This window comes from Rhodococcus sp. GQ147, from assembly GCF_059759155.1.
The window spans coordinates 320,938-338,260 of the sequence record NZ_JCAXDU010000002.1; the positions used below are offsets into that span (position 1 = coordinate 320,938).

Sequence of the window (17,323 nt, forward strand, 5' to 3'; positions counted from 1 at the left end):
TCATGACCGCCGACGATCCCGGGAGAGATTGACATGCGCGTACTCGTCACAGGGCACAAGGGATATCTCGGATCCGTCATGGTGCCCGAACTGCTCGCCCGCGGTCACGAGGTCGTCGGTCTCGACACGGGACTCTTCGCGGAATGCACTCTCGGCACGGCACCGCAGGATCCGCCCGGCATGACCGTCGACATCCGCGATGTGGGAACCGAGCACCTCACCGGGTTCGACGCCGTCGTCCACCTGGCGGCGTTGTCGAACGACCCGCTCGGTGCGTTCGCACCCGAGATCACCTACGACATCAACCATCTCGGATCCGTCCACCTCGCCAGGTGCGCGAAGGAGGCCGGTGTGCGCCGGTTCCTCTACGCGTCGACCTGTTCGGTGTACGGAAGCGCGGGCGACGATCTCGTGGACGAGAGTGCTCCGCTCCGGCCGCTCACGCCCTACGCCGTGAGCAAGGTCCGGGTCGAGGACGACGTGGCGGCCCTGGCCGATTCGGGTTTCTGTCCCGTCTTCCTCCGCAACGCCACAGCCTTCGGATACTCGCCACGGCTCCGCGCGGACATCGTCGTGAACAATCTCGTCGGCACCGCGGTGCTCACCGGCGAGGTGCGCGTGCTGTCGGACGGCACCCCGTGGCGTCCCCTCGTTCACGCGAAGGACATCGCCCTCGCGTTCGCGTGTGCCCTCACCGCACCGGAGAGCGATGTGCACTGCGCCGCCTTCAATGTCGGCACCGAATCCAACAACGTCCGCGTACGCGACATCGCCGAGTCCGTCACCCGCGCGGTCCCCGGGTCGTTCGTCTCCATCACCGGCGAGACCGGTCCCGACCCACGCTCGTATCGTGTGGACTTCTCGGCCATTCGCCGCGCCATGCCGGCCTTCGTTCCGTCGTGGAGTGTCGACGCAGGCGCTGCCGAACTGTTCCGTCACTTCGTCGCCGACGGCCTCACGAAGGAGGACTTCACCCAGCGCTTCACGCGCCTGGCACATCTGCGGCGGCTGTCCGATGCGGGACGCCTCGACCCGACGCTGCGGCCACGGCCGGCGGGCGTGTTCCGCGAATGAACAGGTGCCGCGCGTGCGGCCACGATCGCCTCGAGCGAGTCCTCGATCTCGGAGCGGTCCCGCCCGCCGATTTCTTTCCACCCGGGGACTCGCCTCCTTTACCCGCCGAATCAGCCCACGAACTGGCGATGGTTTTGTGTACCGGCTGCGGACTGGCGCAGCTGGCGGACGACGACACCGTCCCGGACGAGCCCCGCGGCATCGAGCCGGAGGCGCTGCGCGAGCAGGCCCGGGAGGCCGTCGAGGTCGTCGAGCGGGCGGGCAGGCTGAAGGGCCGCACGGTGATCGAGTTCGGCAGTCCGCACGGCGGCACCTGGCTCCCCCTGCTGATCGAACGCGGTTTCCAGCCCGCCTTCCCCGGGGCCGCCGCGTCCCTGGTCCTCGACAGCTTCGGCATCATGCACGAAGCCGATCAGCGCGCGGCATTCCTCAAACGCGCGGCGGCGCTCTCCCCCGACGGTGTGCTGCTGCTCCAGTTCCACACCCTCTCCGCCATCGTGTCGCAGGGCCAGTGGAACGCCCTGCGGCACGGTCATTTCGCGTACTACTCACTGACCGCGCTGCGGCGACTGCTCGAGGACGTGGGACTGCACATCTCCGAGGCCTGGACCTTCGACCTCTACGGCGGCACCGTGCTGGTCGCTGCCGAACGGGATCCGTGGACGAATGCGGGACTGAGTGCACGCCGGATCCTCGCCGCCGAACGGGCGACCGGCATCACGAGCGCTGCGACACTCCGCACCCTGCAACGGCAGGCCGACCGCCAGGTGGACGAACTGGTCTCCTGGCTGCGCAAGTCGGCCGCCGAACACCGACGGGTCTTCGCCTACGGCGGGGCTTCCCGGGCCGTGGCACTGTTCGCTCGTGCGGGTGTCGACCGCTCCGTCATGGAGGCCGTCGCCGACGGCTCACCGGCGAAGGCCGGACGGCGAATGCCGGGAACGGACGTCCCGATCGTCGACCTCACCGCTCTGCGCGATGCATCCCCCGATTGCATCCTGCTCACCGTCCCCGATCTGCTCCCCGAAGTGCGGGCGCAGTTCCCGGAGTTCGAGGGCCGCTGGTGTATTCCACCCGACAGCCGGCACGGGGTCCGGTGGGTCGGGTGAGACACATTCAGGCGCGGTGCTCGTCTGCGGGTCCCCCGCGGTGCTCGTCTGCGGGTCCCCCGCGGTGCTCGCCGGCGGGTGCCCAGTAGCGACGCCACGCATCCTCGTCGAGCCCGCCGTGCGGAACTCCGTCGGTGTGCGCGGCCTTCTCCGTTGCCCGGATCGATCCGGCGAACGCGAGGATCGCCGATCGGAGCGTCGACTCCGTGTCGCCCGTGCCTGTGATCCGGACGACCCGCAACGTCTCGGGCACCAGGTCCTCCGGGAAACCCGCTCGCATCGCGCGTTCGATCACCTTGTCGGCCGGGGAGAGTGCGGGCTGCGCCATCGCGATCCCGTCGAGGCACGACGTGCGTGCCTTCTCCGTCTTCTTCGCGATCTCCCACGCCGCTTCCTGCTCCGCGACGTCGAGCGGACCGGTGTGCCCGTTGGTCAGGTGCGGGCTGCGCGCGGCCAGCTTGGCGACGAGCGTCGCCGCCACGTCGTCGACCGTGAACTGCCCGTTCGCCTCGGCGATCCGGGAGTGGAACAGCACCTGCAGCAGCAGGTCGCCGAGTTCTTCGCGGAGCTCGTCCGGATCACCCGACTCGACGGCGTCGAGAAACTCGTAGGTCTCCTCGATCAGATAGCGGCGCAGACTCTCGTGGGTCTGGGTGACCTCCCATCCCCCGAACGACCACAGTCTGTCCATCACGGCCGCCGCCTCGGCGAGAGCGGTGTAGTCGGTCATGCATTCACCGTCGCCGCGCTGTTCAGGTCCACCGAGCCCTGCGGCTTGCCGTCGAGGGCGAGCAGGAAGTCGGCGATGTACTGCAGCAGCGCCACGTCGCGCACCCGATCCGATCCGACCCCGCCGGTCCGCGGGATCGGCAGTTGCACGAGACCGCTCGTCGCGCGGTACTGCGCTCCCGGGTACAACCGCTTGAGCCGCATCTGCTTCGAGTCGGGCAGCTCCATCGGCGAGATCCGGATCTGGGTGCCGGTGACCGCGACCTCCTCGAGGCCGTACTCGCGGCACAGCAACCGCAACCGGCCGACGGACACGAGCCGCTGCACCTCATCGGGCAGCGGACCGTAACGGTCGACGAGTTCGTCGACGACCGTGGCGATCGCGGCGTCGTCGTTCGCGGCGGCGAGCTTGCGGTACGCCTCGAGGCGCAGCCGGTCGGATGCGACGTAGTCGGCCGGGATGTGCGCATCGACGGGAAGGTCGATCCGCACCTCCTTGGGCGCTTCGTCGGTGGTGACCGTGCGGCCGTCGGCCGCGGCCCGGTACGCCTCGACGGCCTCGCCGACGAGCCGCACGTACAGGTCGAAGCCCACGCCGGCGACGTGGCCGGACTGTTCGGCACCGAGAACGTTACCGGCGCCGCGGATCTCGAGGTCCTTCATGGCCACGGCCATACCCGCGCCGAGATCGGAGTTCTGCGAGATCGTGGCGAGTCGGTCGTAGGCGGTCTCCGTCAGCGGCTTCTCCGCCGGGTACAGGAAGTACGCGTAGCCGCGCTCACGCGAACGCCCGACGCGGCCGCGCAACTGGTGCAGCTGCGACAGACCGAGCGAATCCGCACGTTCGACGATGAGCGTGTTGGCGTTCGAGATGTCGAGGCCGGTCTCGACGATCGTCGTGCACACCAGCACGTCGAACTCGCGCTGCCAGAAGCCCTGCACCGTCTTCTCGAGCGTCTCCTCCTTCATCTGCCCGTGCGCGACCGCGACCCGCGCCTCGGGGACGAGATCGCGGAGTCGCTTGGCGGCCTTGTCGATCGAGCTCACCCGGTTGTGGACGTAGAAGACCTGACCGTCGCGCAGCAGCTCTCGGCGGATCGCCGCGGCGACCTGCTTGTCGTTGTACGCACCCACATAGGTGAGGATCGGGTGCCGCTCCTCGGGCGGGGTGAGGATGGTCGACATCTCGCGGATCCCGGCCATGCTCATCTCGAGGGTTCGCGGAATCGGTGTGGCCGACATCGTGAGCACGTCGACGTGCGTGCGCAGCGCCTTGATGTGTTCCTTGTGCTCGACGCCGAAACGCTGCTCCTCGTCGACGATCACGAGACCGAGGTCCTTCCAGCGGATCCCGGTCTGGAGCAGGCGGTGGGTGCCGACGACGATGTCGACGGTGCCGTCGGCCATGCCCTCGGTGATCGCGCGCGAATCGGATGCGTCGGTGAACCGGCTCAGCCCCTTCACCGTCACGGGGAAGGCCGCCATCCGCTCGGTGAAGGTCTGCAGGTGCTGCTGCGCGAGCAGGGTCGTGGGGACGAGCACCGCGACCTGCTTGCCGTCCTGCACGGCCTTGAAGGCCGCACGCACCGCGATCTCGGTCTTGCCGTAGCCGACGTCGCCGATCACGACGCGGTCCATCGGCACCGCCTTCTCCATGTCGGCCTTGACCTCGGAGATCACCGTGAGCTGGTCCTGTGTCTCCGTGAAGGGGAAGGCGTCCTCCATCTCCTTCTGCCACGGCGAGTCGGGCGCGAAGGCATGGCCGGGCGAGGCCTGCCGCGCCGCGTACAGCCGCACGAGCTCGCCGGCGATCTCGCGAACCGCCTTGCGCGCCTTGCGCTTGGTGTTGGCCCAGTCGGATCCGCCGAGCTTGCTGACGGACGGCAGCTCACCGCCGACGTACCGAGAGAGCTGGTCGAGCTGCTCCATCGGCACGAACAGCTTGTCGCCGGGCTGGCCCCGCTTGCCGGGCGCGTACTCGATGACGAGATACTCGCGGCGGGCACCACCGACCGTGCGCTCGACCATCTCGACGAACTTGCCGATGCCGTGCTGGTCGTGGACGACGAAGTCACCGGCGTTCAGGGCGAGCGGGTCGACCTGGTTGCGACGCTTGACGGGAGTCTTGCGGCCCTCGGTGACCACGCGGTTACCGGTGAGGTCGGCCTCGGTGACGACCACCAGCCCCGGCACCACGTTGTCGTCGTTGCCGGGGAGGACGACGCCCTCGTGCAGGCAACCGCGCATGACGCCGACCTGCCCGCGCACCGGTTCGGTGCCCGGTTCGAGCTTCGCGGCGGGGACCTCGTTCTCCTTCAGCCGCTCGAGGATGCGCTGTCCGGTGCCCGCACCGGCGACGACGATCACCGCACGGCCCCCCGCGGTGACGTGGGCGCGCAGGTTCACGAACAGCATCGACAGCAGGTCCTCGGAGCCGCGGACCTCGGGGGCCGGCTGCACGTCGAGGACGAGTTCGGTGTCGGCACCGGAGGCGAGCGGGCTGAGCGTCCACCACGGTCTGCCCGCGGCCTGCGCGGCCTCGCGCACCTGACGCAGCGACCGGTAGGCCGACGCGCCGAGATCGAGCTTCCGGCCGTCCACCCCGTTGAGGTTCGAGGTGTCGAGCGGCGCCGCACCACCGATCGAGGCGGCCGTCCACGACGCCTCGAGGAACTCCTGCCCGGTGCGGGCGAGATCGCTCGCACGGGTGCGGACCTTCTCCGGGTCGCAGATCAGCACGTGCGCCCCGGCGGGCAGAACGTCGGTGAGCAACTGCAACTCGCCGGGCTGCAGCACCGGCAGCAACGCTTCCATGCCCTCGACGGGGATGCCGCCGGCCATCTTGTCGAGCATCTCGACGAGCGCCGCATCGGCCGGGTTGTCCTCGGCGAGCTGCGCGGCGCGGGCCTTGACCTCGTCGGTGAGCAGCAGTTCGCGGCACGGCGGCGCGACGAGCACCGGCACGTCGACCTCGGAGATCGAACGCTGGTCGGCGACGGAGAAGCAGCGAAGTTCGGTGACCTCGTCGCCCCAGAACTCGACGCGGACCGGATGGTCGGCGGTGGGCGGGAAGACGTCGAGGATGCCGCCGCGCACCGCGAACTCACCGCGCTTGCCGACCATGTCGACGCGGGTGTACGCCAGTTCGACGAGCCGCTCGACGAGTTCCTCGAAGTCGTGTTCGGTGCCGACCCGCAGCGTGACGGGGTCGATCTCGCCGAGTCCGGGAGCCATCGGCTGCACCAGCGACCGCACGGTGGCGACGACGACCCGCAGTGCGGGCCCGAGATCGCGATCGTCGGGACGCGCGAGGCGACGCAGGACGTGCAGGCGACGGCCGACCGTGTCGGCGCTCGGCGACAGGCGCTCGTGCGGCAAGGTCTCCCATGACGGGAACTGCGTGACGCCCTCGCCGAACATCTCGGTGAGTTCGGCGGTGAGATCGTCGGCCTCGCGTCCGGTGGCGGTGACCACGAGCAGAGGTGTCTTCTCGGCCAGCGCCGCCGCGACGAACGGCCGCGCGGCGGGTGGGGCGACGATCTCCTGTTCGGCGGAACCGGCGAGCTCGCCGATCCTGCGCAGTCTGTCGTCGGCCAGCGCGATCCGCGCCAATCCGGACAGTGGGACAGCGGCCGGGGGCACAGCAGACAAGGAAGGCGCTCCTGAGTGTGGGACGAGAACCTTGTCGAGTCTATTCCGCTGTTCCCCGCGCGTCACCGCGCCGGGGCGTGAAACGCGCTACCGCGCGGGGGCGTGAAACGCGCTACCGCGCCGGGGGCGCGAGGAGGTCGGCGCTGTTTGCACCGAGGTCGCGCGCGGCCCACTCGGCCAGCCGTGCGAACAGTTCGTCGTCGTCCGCCTCGCGCCGGGTGTCATCGTCGGCGAGCCAGCGACGGCGCACCATTCTCAGCAGTGCCGCGCGGGTGCGGACGGGATCGGCGTCGAGCGCGAAGGTGACGAAAGCGTCGGGTGTCCACGCTTCGATACCCGATCGTTCCAGTGCCCCGGTGAGCTCGGGGTCGGCGGTGACGACGGCGTCGGCGTGGCACAGCAGCGCCACCGAGGTCACGTGTGCCTCCCTCGGTCCCGTCACGTGCGGCACCTCGCGGAGCACGGTGGTGGGCCAGACCACCCGGGCGTCGGGGAAGGCGCGGTCGAGTTCGGCGAAGAGGAAGTCGCGGGCGGGACGCAGCAGTTCCTGCGGCAGTCGGCGGTCCACTTCCGCGATGATTCCGTCGCTCCAGAAGGGTTGGTAGAGGCCGTCTTCGGTAAGGGCGAGCGCCACATCGCGCAGGCGGGGGCGGGCGAGGACCGTCGCATCGAGCACCACTCGAACCGGCATCGTCACCCTTCGTCGAACCGTCGGAACGGACCGTACCGTGCTGCCGCGGCGGGCCGCGTCATGCTGTCAGAACGGGTCGTACAGTCCTTCGCGCCGCGTGAGATCGGCGAGTCCGTCGAGGACCGTCGTGACCACCTCCGCCTGCTGCTTCGCGAGGTCGAGGACGTCGGAGCGCGACACCCGCCGGTGCAGGCCGTGGAAGTCGGCGGAGAGTGCGCCCGTGTCGACCAGGCGCGCGACGTGCCGGCGGGAGCAGCCGAGGACGTCGGCGGCCTGGGCGATGGTGAGCAACGACGGCACGACACCGATCGTCACGGCGGTGTCGGACCCGAACCGGTCGAGCAGACCCGCCAGCGCCGCGGGGGCCTCCTCGGCGGAGAACGGCCCGAAGGTCACGACTGCAGCCGCAGACGGCGCTCCACGAACTGCCGGAAGTATTCGAGCTTGTTCGCCGGCACCAGCGCGGGCAGGATCATCTGCCACATCGCACCGGTCTGCTCTGCGAGCCGTTCGGTCGCCTTGAGAGCGTTCGCCATGATCCGGGCGCCCATCGCCTGTTCGAGCAACAGCAGGGAGACCGCGTGGACGTCGACGTCCTCGACGAGGTCGCCCTCGTCGGCGGCCCGGGCCGCGAGCTCCTGCAGGTTGTTCTGCCAGATCTCGTAGGGCCGGTGCTCGGTGCCCTGGTAGTCGCCGATCTCGACCAGCAGCCGGAACATCGCCCGCACCACGGAATCGGTCTCGGACATGTCGACGTGCAGGACCGACAGGTCGATCAGTGTCTCGAGCGCCGGGGAACGGCGGTCCATCTTGGACTCGGCGGCGGCCTCGAAGCGGAGATAGCCGGAGTCGATCACCCCGCGCGCCAGTTCTTCCTTCGAACCGAAGTGGAAGTACAGCGCACCCTTGGTGACGCCGGCCTCCTCGATGATGTCGCCCAGGTTCGCGTCCGCGTACCCGTCGCGCACGAAGATCGTCGCTGCGCCCTGCAGCACCGATTCGCGTGTCACCTCTGCGCGTACTTGTCGTCCCACCACAGCCTGCCTTCTCACGGGTATCCCAACGATAACGCCACTTACCTGAAAGTAGAGAGCAGACGGTCCCGGAAACGAGAGGACTATTCGGAAACCGGGGGTTCCCCGAGCTTCGGGTCCGCTTCCAGACCGATGAGGCCGTTCCAGCACAGGTTCACGAGGTGGGCCGCGACGTCCTCCTTCGACGGAGTGCGGCGGTCGAGCCACCACGTCGCAGTGGTGGCGACCATGCCGACGAGAGCCTGGGCGTAGAGCGGAGCGAACTCCGGGTTGAGCCCCCGCCGGGAGAAGTCGCCGGTCAACAGCTTCCCCACCTGACGCATCGCCTCGTTGAGCAGACTCGAATAGGTGCCTTCCTCGGCGGACATCGGCGAGTCGCGCACGAGGATGCGGAAGCCGTCGGTGCGCTCCTCTATGTAGGTGAGCAGAGCGAGCGCGGCCCGCTCGACGCGGATCCTCGACCGGTTGCGGGTGAGGCTCTCGGTGACCATCGACATCAGCACGGTCATCTCGCGGTCCACGACCACCGCGTAGAGACCTTCCTTACCGCCGAAGTGCTCGTAGACGACCGGCTTGGAGACCTGCGCCCGCTGGGCTATCTCCTCGATGGAGGTGCCCTCGTAGCCGCGCTCGGCGAACAGGGCGCGACCGATTTCGATGAGCTGTTCCCGACGCTGCGTGCCCGTCATCCGGATCCGCGGAGTGCGCTCGGTTCGCTTCTGCGACGCCTGCGACACAGGTCCTCCTTCGGCGGCGGGACGTACTCGAACGTTCGACAGCCTATCCATTCCCGATCGCGCCACCCCAGGTTCGACGTCGACGCCGTCTCGTGCGAGGATCAGGGGCGCACGCCCGCCGGTTCCGCCGCGGGGGTGTGGCAATCCGCCGTGGTGTAATCGGCAGCACCTCTGATTTTGGTTCAGATAGTTCAGGTTCGAGTCCTGGCGGCGGAGCGGGAACCGTCCCGGGGAGCCTCAGCGCTTCCCCGGTGTACGCACGGACCGGCGTACAGAAACGTGTCGAGGGAGCTACATGCAGGTGCAGACCGCGATCGTCGTGCTGGCAGCCGGAGCAGGAACAAGGATGCGGTCGAAGACACCGAAGGTGTTGCACACCCTCGGTGGACGCACGATGCTCGCTCACTCCCTGTACGCCGCCGCCGCACTCGGACCCGCCCATCTCGTCACCGTCGTCGGGCACCGCCGCGAGGAGGTCTCCGCCGAGGTGAGCGCCGTCGCCGCGGATCTCGACCGCGAGATCCGGGTGACCGTCCAGGAGGAACAGCTCGGCACCGGCCACGCCGTGGAGTGCGGCCTCGGCGCCCTCCCCGACGACTTCGACGGCACGGTCGTCGTCACCGCCGGCGACGTCCCGCTGCTCCGCTCCGACACCCTGCAGGAACTGCTCGACGCACACCTCGACACCGAACCTGCCGCCGTCACCGTCCTCACCACGACGGTGTCCGAGCCGACCGGCTACGGACGCATCGTGCGCACCACCGACGGCGACGTCGCCGGGATCGTCGAGGAGAAGGACGCCTCGCCGACGCAGCGCGCGATCCAGGAGATCAACACGGGCGTGTACGCCTTCGACGCGGCCGCGCTGCGATCCGCGCTCGGCAAGCTGAGCGCCGACAACTCGCAGGGCGAGCTGTACCTGACCGACGTCGTGAAGATCGCCCGCAACGAGGGCCACACCGTCCGCGGACTCCACACCGACGACGCCGTGCAGGTCTCCGGCGTCAACGACCGCGTCCAGCTCGCCGCACTGACCACCGAACTCAACCGGCGCCTGCTCGAGCACTGGATGCGCGAGGGTGTCACGGTGATCGACCCGGCTTCGACGTGGATCGACGTCGACGTCGTGCTCGGGGCCGACGTCACCATCCACCCGGGTGTGCAGTTGCGCGGCCGCACGGTGATCGCCGACGACGCGGAGGTCGGCCCCGACACGACGCTGACCGACGTGCAGGTCGGCGCCGGCGCCACCGTGATGCGCACCCACGGCTCCGACGCCGTGATCGGCGCGGAGGCCACCGTCGGCCCGTTCACCTACCTGCGCCCCGGCACCGAACTCGGCGCGTGCGGCAAGCTCGGCGCCTTCGTCGAGACGAAGAACGCGCAGATCGGAGCGCATTCGAAGGTCCCCCACCTCACTTATGTCGGCGACGCGGAGATCGGCGAGCACTCCAACATCGGGGCATCGAGCGTGTTCGTCAACTACGACGGGGTGAAGAAGTACCGCACGGTCGTCGGATCGCACGTCCGGACCGGGTCGGACACTATGTTCGTCGCTCCCCTCACGGTGGGCGACGGCGCCTACACGGGCGCCGGAACAGTACTCCGTCGCGACGTTCCTCCGGGGGCGCTGGCGGTGTCGGGTACGCCACAGCGCAATATTGACGGGTGGGTCCAGCGAAATCGCGCCGGTACCCCCGCTGCCGAGGCAGCATCGAGAGCACAGCAGCCGCACGACCACGATCGCCAGAAGGACGGCCAGAACCAGTGACCAATTGGATCGACAACCAGAAGAACTTGATGCTCTTCTCCGGCCGGGCCCATCCCGAGCTGGCAGAGCAGGTCGCGAAGGAACTGGGCGTCCCCCTCACCCCGCAGACGGCACGGGACTTCGCGAACGGTGAGACGTTCGTGCGTTTCGAGGAGTCGGTGCGCGGTTCGGATGCCTTCGTGCTGCAGAGCCATCCGTTCCCGCTGAACCAGTGGGTCATGGAGCAGCTCATCATGATCGACGCGCTCAAGCGTGGTTCGGCCAAGCGCATCACCGCGATCCTGCCGTTCTACCCCTACGCCCGTCAGGACAAGAAGCACCGCGGCCGCGAGCCCATCTCCGCCCGCCTGATCGCCGATCTGCTCAAGACCGCCGGCGCCGACCGCATCATCACGGTCGACCTGCACACCGATCAGATCCAGGGCTTCTTCGACGGTCCGGTCGACCACATGCACGCACAGGGCCAGCTCGCCGAGTACATCCGCGGCAAGTACGGCGTCGAGAACATCGCCGTGGTCTCCCCCGACTCCGGTCGCGTGCGGGTGGCCGAGAAGTGGGCCGACACCCTCGGTGGCGCGCCGCTGGCGTTCATCCACAAGACCCGCGACCCGCTGGTGCCCAACCAGGTCAAGTCGAACCGCGTGGTCGGTGAGGTCGACGGCCGCACCTGCATCCTGATCGACGACATGATCGACACCGGTGGCACCATCGCCGGCGCCGTGAAGATCCTCAAGGAGGCCGGCGCGGGCGACGTCATCATCGCCGCCACCCACGGTGTGCTCTCCGACCCGGCCGCCGAGCGCCTCGCTTCGTGCGGCGCCAAGGAGGTCATCGTCACCAACACGCTGCCGATCCCGCCGGAGAAGCAGTTCGACTGCCTCACCGTGCTGTCGATCGCTCCGCTGCTCGCGCAGACGATCCGCGAGGTCTTCGAGAACGGCTCGGTCACCTCGCTGTTCAACGGGGTCGCCTGACCTTCCGCTCGACGACGGGGCAGACTTGTCCGGTGTTCACCGGATTTCCCGTCGCGGCCCTCGACTTCTACGACGATCTCGAGGCCGACAACAGCAAAGCATTCTGGGCCGCGCACAAGGCCGTCTACGACGACTGCGTGCGCGGCCCGATACTTGCCCTACTTGCGGAACTCGAGGAGGAGTTCGGGGAGGGCAAGGCCTTCCGCCCGTACCGCGACGTGCGGTTCAGCAAAGACAAGCTGCCGTACAAGACCCACCAGGGCGGATTCGCCTCCGTCGCGCAGAGCGTCGGCTACTACGTCGAGATCAACGCCGCCGGATTGCGGGTCGCCGCCGGCCTGTTCCACGGCTCGTCCGATCAGATCGCCGGTTACCGGACCGGGGTCGATCACGACCGTCGCGGCCCCGAGCTCGGGAGGATCGTGCGCAAGCTCGAACGCGCGGGATACGAGATCGGCGGCGACCGGTTGAAGTCCCGGCCGCGCGGCGTGGACGTCGATCATCCCCGCATCGAACTCATGCGTCACCGGTCGCTGTGGGCCGGTCGCACCGAGATCTCCCCGCCGTGGATCGACAGTCCGCGCACCCTCGAGGAGGTGCGTTCGGCGTGGCGTGAGTTCCGGCCGCTGGTGCGCTGGCTCACCGCTGCTACCACAACGTGATCCGGCAGACCGGGTGGTATGGAAATGCTGTGTGGCGCAATGGTTTGAAGGACGCGCCGGGACGGGGATGATCTTCGTCACGCCGCGTGAAATCGTCGCAGGTCGTGCGAGACCCCCCTCCCCTGCGTAACTCGGCTTTCACCTAAAGTGGCACCTCGTGACCGACGCGCAAACTCTCGAAGCCCCTACGGAAAACGCGACAATCCGAACGGTCCGACGATGGTCGCCGGGTGCGTGCGTCTGGTGCGGCGACACCGACTCTGTCGAGGTCTTCCGCAACGAACCTCGCTGTGCCACATGCCGTAAGCACGAAGCCGTCATCGACGAGGCCCGCAAGTTCATGGGCATGTACGGCCTGCGCCCCATCGGCGGCACCCTGCAGTCCGACGACGAGGAGGAATACGAGCACCGCCTCGCCGCCCGCGAGGCCCGCCGCGCCCTCAACGACATCCGTCTCGCCGAGCAGCCCGACCCGGCGCTCGTGCGCAAGACCTTGCGTCCCCGCGCCGCCGCGATCACGGAGGGCCACACCGGTTCCTCCGCGCAGACGTCGACGCGTCCGGCCTCCGCGACCCGCAGCTCGTCCGCTTCGGCCAAGCCGGCGAAGTCCGCGGCTCCGGTCCGGACGGGCGCCGTGGACGTCGAGGAGATCCAGACCCGGGCCCTCGCGCTGCTCGATCAGCTCTCCGCGATCGACGCGCAGCTCGCGCTCGTCGCCGAGCAGAACGGCCTCGCCGCCCGCGCCCGCCGCAGCGATCTGGAGAAGCAGAAGGCGACGATCCTGCGTACCCTCGCCGCACTCGAGAAGGCACGTCTGAGCGCATCCGGCAGCTAGTCGCCGGCTCACACCACCGCAGCCCCGTCCCGCTCCGTCGAGTCCGCTCGACGGTCCGGTGCCGGGGCTGCCGTCGTTACCGCACGTCACGACGGTTGTCGTTACCGCACCTCACGACAACGGACCAGGTAGTCTGTGATCGACCAAGAGCCTGTCGGGGGCACTGCTCGGGCCTTCCCGCCTGTGCAGATCCGGGCTGAAGCCTTCCGAAGGAGTGCGCGTGAGTGTTTCCGACTCCTCTCGCGTCGGTGCACCCGCGTGGCGTTCCTTGTCCTCGGCTCTGGCGCGACCCCGATTGTTCGCGTGTCTCGACCGGTGCTCCACGCTGACGGTGAGCGACGCTCCCCCGGGTTTCGGCAAGCGGACGCTCGTCGCGGGATGGCTCCATCGGGGCGGCGCACCCGACCACACGATCGTCTGGGTTCCCGAACTCACGGCGTCCGGCGACGGCGACCTGCCCGAGCATGTGCTCGCGGTCCTCGCCGATCACCCGGCCGTCGAGGTCGCCGGCGACGGTCCCGACGATTCCCCGTTCGAGCGCGTGGTCCGTACCTTCCGCGATCTGGGGTCGCCCTGCCTGCTCGTGCTCGCCTGTGTGTCGCCGCAGAACTCGGCCGAGGTGCTCGAAGCAACCCTTCGGCTGCTCGACCGGTGCCCCCTGCTCGATGCGATCGTCTGCCTGCCGGGAAACAGCACCGACATGACCGAGGTCGTCCTCCGCGGGATCGACTCCACGTACGTCCCGGCGGCCGATCTCGCGTTCACCATCGAGGAGACGACGACGCTGTTGCGCGACGCCGGACCGGAGCGCTCCGACAGCGAGTGCGAGGTCGTGTGTCGCGTGCTCGGTGGTGTGCCCACCCTGGTCTCGGCGGCCGCGGCCGTCGCCCGGAGCCGGCCCCAGCGCCTGATCGACTCCCGTGGACTGCCGACCCCGGCCTTGGCCCGCCTCGTGCGGACGTATGTGGAGAGCCGGCTCGACGAACTCGACGACGCGCACCGCGAGTTCGCGTTCTCGGTCGCCGCTGCCCACAGCGTCACCGCCGAGCGGGCGGCCGAACTGACGGGCGCGGCGGACCCCGAGGCCGCACTCGCGACGCTCGCCGCGGCCGGCCTCGTGATGGATTCGCCCTTCGACGATCCCCGGACGTGGCGGTGGCCCGACGCCGTCCGCTCGTGCGTGCTCGACATCTCCCGCCGAGAGCAACCCGGACGTGTCGACGCCCTGCTCGTCGAACTCGCCCGGGCCCATCGCGACGCCGGCAGGCCCGCCGAGGCGTCGATCTATGCCGTCGAGGCCGGCGACTGGGAGACCGCCGTGGCGATCGTCGAGGAATCCTGGGCGCGCATGGTCGACAGTTCTTTCGACGTTCTCGTCAAGGTGCTTCGGCAGATCCCCGACCAGGAGCTCGGCGACCATCCGTCGGTCCAGGCAGGTCGCGCGCTGTTCACACAGATGCTCGACGAACATTCGATCCTGCACGCCTCCCTGCCCGCGGATCCCGACGAACTCACCGAGCTCGGGAAGACACCCGGCGCCGCGCAGGCCCTCTACGTCGCGACGGTGCAGACCCTGACCCTGCGGGTCTCGGGCGAATTCGGTGAGGCCGCGCGGTTGACGCTGCTGTTGCGTCCGCTCGTCGATTCGATCCTCGAACACCGGCCCGACGATCTCGGTCCGCAACTGCCGCTGCTGCGCGTGCAGTGGGCGATCACGCTCCAGCTCGCCGGATATCTGACCGAGTCCACCACCGTCTTCCGCCGCGCCTACCGCGGTGCGTACGCCGTGAACATCGCCTTCGTCATCCAGAACGCCGCGGGCAGCTCGGCGCTGAACTGGGCGGTGACGGGCGACAATCCGCGCGCCCGGGAATGGCTGCGCATCGAGAGCAACGCCGAGCCCACCGAGGGTCGCTGGGGCGAGATGGTCAAGGTGGGTGGTCGCGTGGCGTCCGCGCTCGTCCACCTCGACTCGCTCGAGCTCGACCGTGCCGTCGGATATCTCGACGAGCTCGGTGTCCCGCGGGTTTCGGAGGAACTCTGGGGATTCGTCGCCTACGGCCGGGCCTACTACAACCTGGCGGCGGGCAACGCCTACGACGGACTCACCGAACTGCACCGGCTCATCGCTTCACACCACGATCTGTTCGACCGCGGCGCGTTCTCGCGCATCCTGCTCGGGGCCGCCGAGATCGACCTGCAGCTGGCGCTCGGCAACGGCAACCTCGCGCGCGCCCTCGCCGAGGAGTCGCCGCAGACCCATCCGATGCTCGTGGTGACGAACGCGCGTGTCGAACTGTTCACCGGTCATCCGGAGATCGCGCTCAAGAAGCTCAAGCGTGTTCCGTGGACGGAGTGCGGCTTCCCGCGCGCACATGTCGAGGCGTTGCTCATCGAGGCGAGCGCCCACCTCGATCTCGACAAGAAGGACGCCGCGGTCCGCAGCTGGCAGCGGGCCTGCACGCTCGCCGAGGCCCTCGGCAACCGCCGCGCCTTCACCACTCTGGCCGAGGGTGTCGCCGGGCGTCTCGCGGAGCCCGGCGGTCTCACCGTCCCGGACGAGGCGATCGGGTCCGTCTTCACCGAACCGGTCACCCATGTCGAACTGTCCCGGCGGGAGACAGACGTGCTGGAGTTGCTGGCGCTGGGATCGACGCACGCCGACATCGCGAAGAAGTTGTTCGTCTCGCACAACACGATCAAGACCCAGTTGCGCAGCATCTACCGCAAGCTCGGCGTGCACACGCGGGTGGAAGCCATCGGCCGGGCGCGCGATCTCAGGCTGCTGCCGGTCCGCCGGTCGCTGTAGCCGAACGCGCACGCATCCGGGCGGTGAGCCGAAGATCGAGCGCCCACACGACACCCGCGAGCGCCGCCAGTCCGACACCGAGCACACACACCGCGGTCCACCCGCCGGCGCTCCACGCCATCGTGCCGAGCGCCGAACCGGACGCCGCACCGATGAAGTAGCCCGTCATGTAGACGGAATTGACGCGCGAGCGGGCGTCGGGGTCGAGGGCGTACACGATGTTCTGGTTGGTGATGTGCACGAGGTTGAGCGCGAGGTCGACGACGAGCATCCCGACGACGAACCACACCAGCGAGCTCGCACCCGCCGCGAGCGCCGCCCACGACGCGATCAGCGTGAACACTCCCACCGCCGTCGTCGGCGGTCCGTAACCGCGGTCGACGAGCCGGCCCGCCGCGGTCGCGGCGAACGCACCGGCCACCCCGGCCAGCCCGACGAGCCCGATCTGCAGGTCGTCGAGGCCGAAGGGCGGGTCGGACAGCAGAAACGCCATCGTCGAGAACAGCGCGCCCACCGACGCGAAACCCAGCCCGCCGAGCAGGGTCCGGGTGCGCAGGCGAGGATGCGTGACGATCAACGTCCCGAGTGATCGCAGCGTGCTGCCGTAACCCTGACGGACCACCGGTGGCGTCGCCGGCAGCACCCGCCACAACGCGAGCGCCACGATCACCATCGCGACCGCGCTCACCCGGTAGACCGTCGTCCAACTGTCGCCGAGTTCGGCGAGGATGCCCGCGACGCTCCGGGCCACGAGGATCCCGACGAGCAGCCCGCTCATCACGGTGCCGACCGCGCGACCCCTCGATTCCGGCGTCGCGAGGGTCGCCGCGAACGGCACCAGCACCTGCGCGGCCACCGAGAACAGACCGGCGACAGCGGTGCCCACCACGAGCACCCCGATGTTCGGCGCGAATCCGCTCAGCCCCTGCCCCGCCGCCGCGGCCAGCATGAGCATCACCGCCAGCCGCCGCTGCGGGAACATGTCGCCGAGCGGCACGAGGAACAGCAGGCCGAGAGCATAGGCGACCTGCGCGACCGTCACGGTAGAGGCGGCGGCCGATCGGGAGGTGTCCAGTGCTTCGGCGATCGAGTCGAGCAGCGGCTGGTTGAAGTAGTTGCCACCCACGCACAGACCCGTCGCCACGGCCATGAGCAACAGGACCGGGGTCGTCAGGACGGGACGGGAGGACGCCATGTCCTCCAGCGTCCCGTGTGGGCGCGGCGGAAGTCGAATCGGCTCGTCGGCC

14 protein-coding genes and 1 tRNA gene are annotated in these 17,323 nt (G+C 69.1%); 8 read left to right on the plus strand and 7 right to left on the minus strand.

The features are described 5' to 3' along the window. Positions 1-33 precede the first annotated feature (33 nt). Together AC6CID_RS03870 and AC6CID_RS03875 are read left to right on the plus strand one after the other, a co-directional pair. Entirely contained in the window at positions 34-1,074 is a 1,041-nt protein-coding gene (locus AC6CID_RS03870; RefSeq protein WP_064060594.1) for an NAD-dependent epimerase/dehydratase family protein, read from the plus strand. After that, a complete protein-coding gene (locus AC6CID_RS03875; RefSeq protein WP_064060593.1) occupies positions 1,071-2,183 on the plus strand; it encodes a class I SAM-dependent methyltransferase in 1,113 nt (370 codons plus the stop codon). Before AC6CID_RS03870 ends, AC6CID_RS03875 begins: the two co-directional genes overlap by 4 nt. A 7-nt stretch (positions 2,184-2,190) precedes the next feature. Here the strand turns inward: AC6CID_RS03875 and AC6CID_RS03880 are convergent, their stop codons facing one another. From AC6CID_RS03880 to AC6CID_RS03905, 6 genes are all read right to left on the minus strand, one after another. Further along, positions 2,191-2,913, minus strand: coding sequence for a nucleoside triphosphate pyrophosphohydrolase (locus AC6CID_RS03880; protein WP_498353599.1), 723 nt, complete (start codon positions 2,911-2,913; stop codon positions 2,191-2,193). Then, entirely contained in the window at positions 2,910-6,563 is a 3,654-nt protein-coding gene (gene mfd / locus AC6CID_RS03885; RefSeq protein ID WP_248689663.1) for a transcription-repair coupling factor, read from the minus strand. Before mfd ends, AC6CID_RS03880 begins: the two co-directional genes overlap by 4 nt. A 112-nt stretch (positions 6,564-6,675) precedes the next feature. Continuing rightward, the gene (locus AC6CID_RS03890) at positions 6,676-7,254 is read right to left on the minus strand and encodes a PIN domain-containing protein (protein WP_039584602.1); all 579 of its coding nucleotides are present in this window, start codon (positions 7,252-7,254) and stop codon (positions 6,676-6,678) included. Between the two features lie 66 nt (positions 7,255-7,320). Continuing rightward, positions 7,321-7,650: a helix-turn-helix domain-containing protein gene (locus AC6CID_RS03895; protein ID WP_024103234.1), complete on the minus strand. Its 330-nt coding sequence runs from the start codon at positions 7,648-7,650 to the stop codon at positions 7,321-7,323. After that, a complete protein-coding gene (locus AC6CID_RS03900; protein ID WP_033098277.1) occupies positions 7,647-8,288 on the minus strand; it encodes a ScbR family autoregulator-binding transcription factor in 642 nt (213 codons plus the stop codon). Before AC6CID_RS03900 ends, AC6CID_RS03895 begins: the two co-directional genes overlap by 4 nt. A gap of 83 nt (positions 8,289-8,371) precedes the next feature. Next, positions 8,372-8,977, minus strand: a complete 606-nt coding sequence (locus AC6CID_RS03905) for a TetR/AcrR family transcriptional regulator (protein WP_024103232.1) — start codon at positions 8,975-8,977, stop codon at positions 8,372-8,374. A gap of 192 nt (positions 8,978-9,169) precedes the next feature. Here AC6CID_RS03905 and AC6CID_RS03910 point away from each other — a divergent pair. The 6 genes from AC6CID_RS03910 (at position 9,170) to AC6CID_RS03935 (ending at position 16,076) form a co-directional block, all read left to right on the plus strand. Continuing rightward, positions 9,170-9,241: transfer RNA gene (locus tag AC6CID_RS03910), tRNA-Gln, on the plus strand. A 79-nt stretch (positions 9,242-9,320) separates the two neighbouring features. Continuing rightward, a complete protein-coding gene (gene glmU / locus AC6CID_RS03915; RefSeq protein ID WP_006553848.1) occupies positions 9,321-10,796 on the plus strand; it encodes a bifunctional UDP-N-acetylglucosamine diphosphorylase/glucosamine-1-phosphate N-acetyltransferase GlmU in 1,476 nt (491 codons plus the stop codon). Continuing rightward, the gene (locus tag AC6CID_RS03920; protein ID WP_006553847.1) at positions 10,793-11,770 is read left to right on the plus strand and encodes a ribose-phosphate diphosphokinase; all 978 of its coding nucleotides are present in this window, start codon (positions 10,793-10,795) and stop codon (positions 11,768-11,770) included. The genes glmU and AC6CID_RS03920 overlap by 4 nt, the downstream gene beginning before the upstream one ends. Before the next feature lie 32 nt (positions 11,771-11,802). Then, positions 11,803-12,432, plus strand: coding sequence for a DUF2461 domain-containing protein (locus tag AC6CID_RS03925; protein ID WP_217580064.1), 630 nt, complete (start codon positions 11,803-11,805; stop codon positions 12,430-12,432). Between the two features lie 157 nt (positions 12,433-12,589). After that, positions 12,590-13,267, plus strand: coding sequence for a hypothetical protein (locus AC6CID_RS03930; protein WP_217580065.1), 678 nt, complete (start codon positions 12,590-12,592; stop codon positions 13,265-13,267). Between the two features lie 220 nt (positions 13,268-13,487). After that, positions 13,488-16,076, plus strand: a complete 2,589-nt coding sequence (locus AC6CID_RS03935) for a helix-turn-helix transcriptional regulator (RefSeq protein ID WP_498353600.1) — start codon at positions 13,488-13,490, stop codon at positions 16,074-16,076. On the opposite strand, the gene AC6CID_RS03940 is transcribed toward AC6CID_RS03935, so the two are convergent. Continuing rightward, complete coding sequence (locus AC6CID_RS03940) at positions 16,045-17,271, minus strand: MFS transporter (protein ID WP_019288756.1); 1,227 nt, start codon at positions 17,269-17,271, stop codon at positions 16,045-16,047. The two genes, AC6CID_RS03935 and AC6CID_RS03940, sit on opposite strands and share 32 nt — an antisense overlap. Positions 17,272-17,323 lie beyond the last annotated feature (52 nt).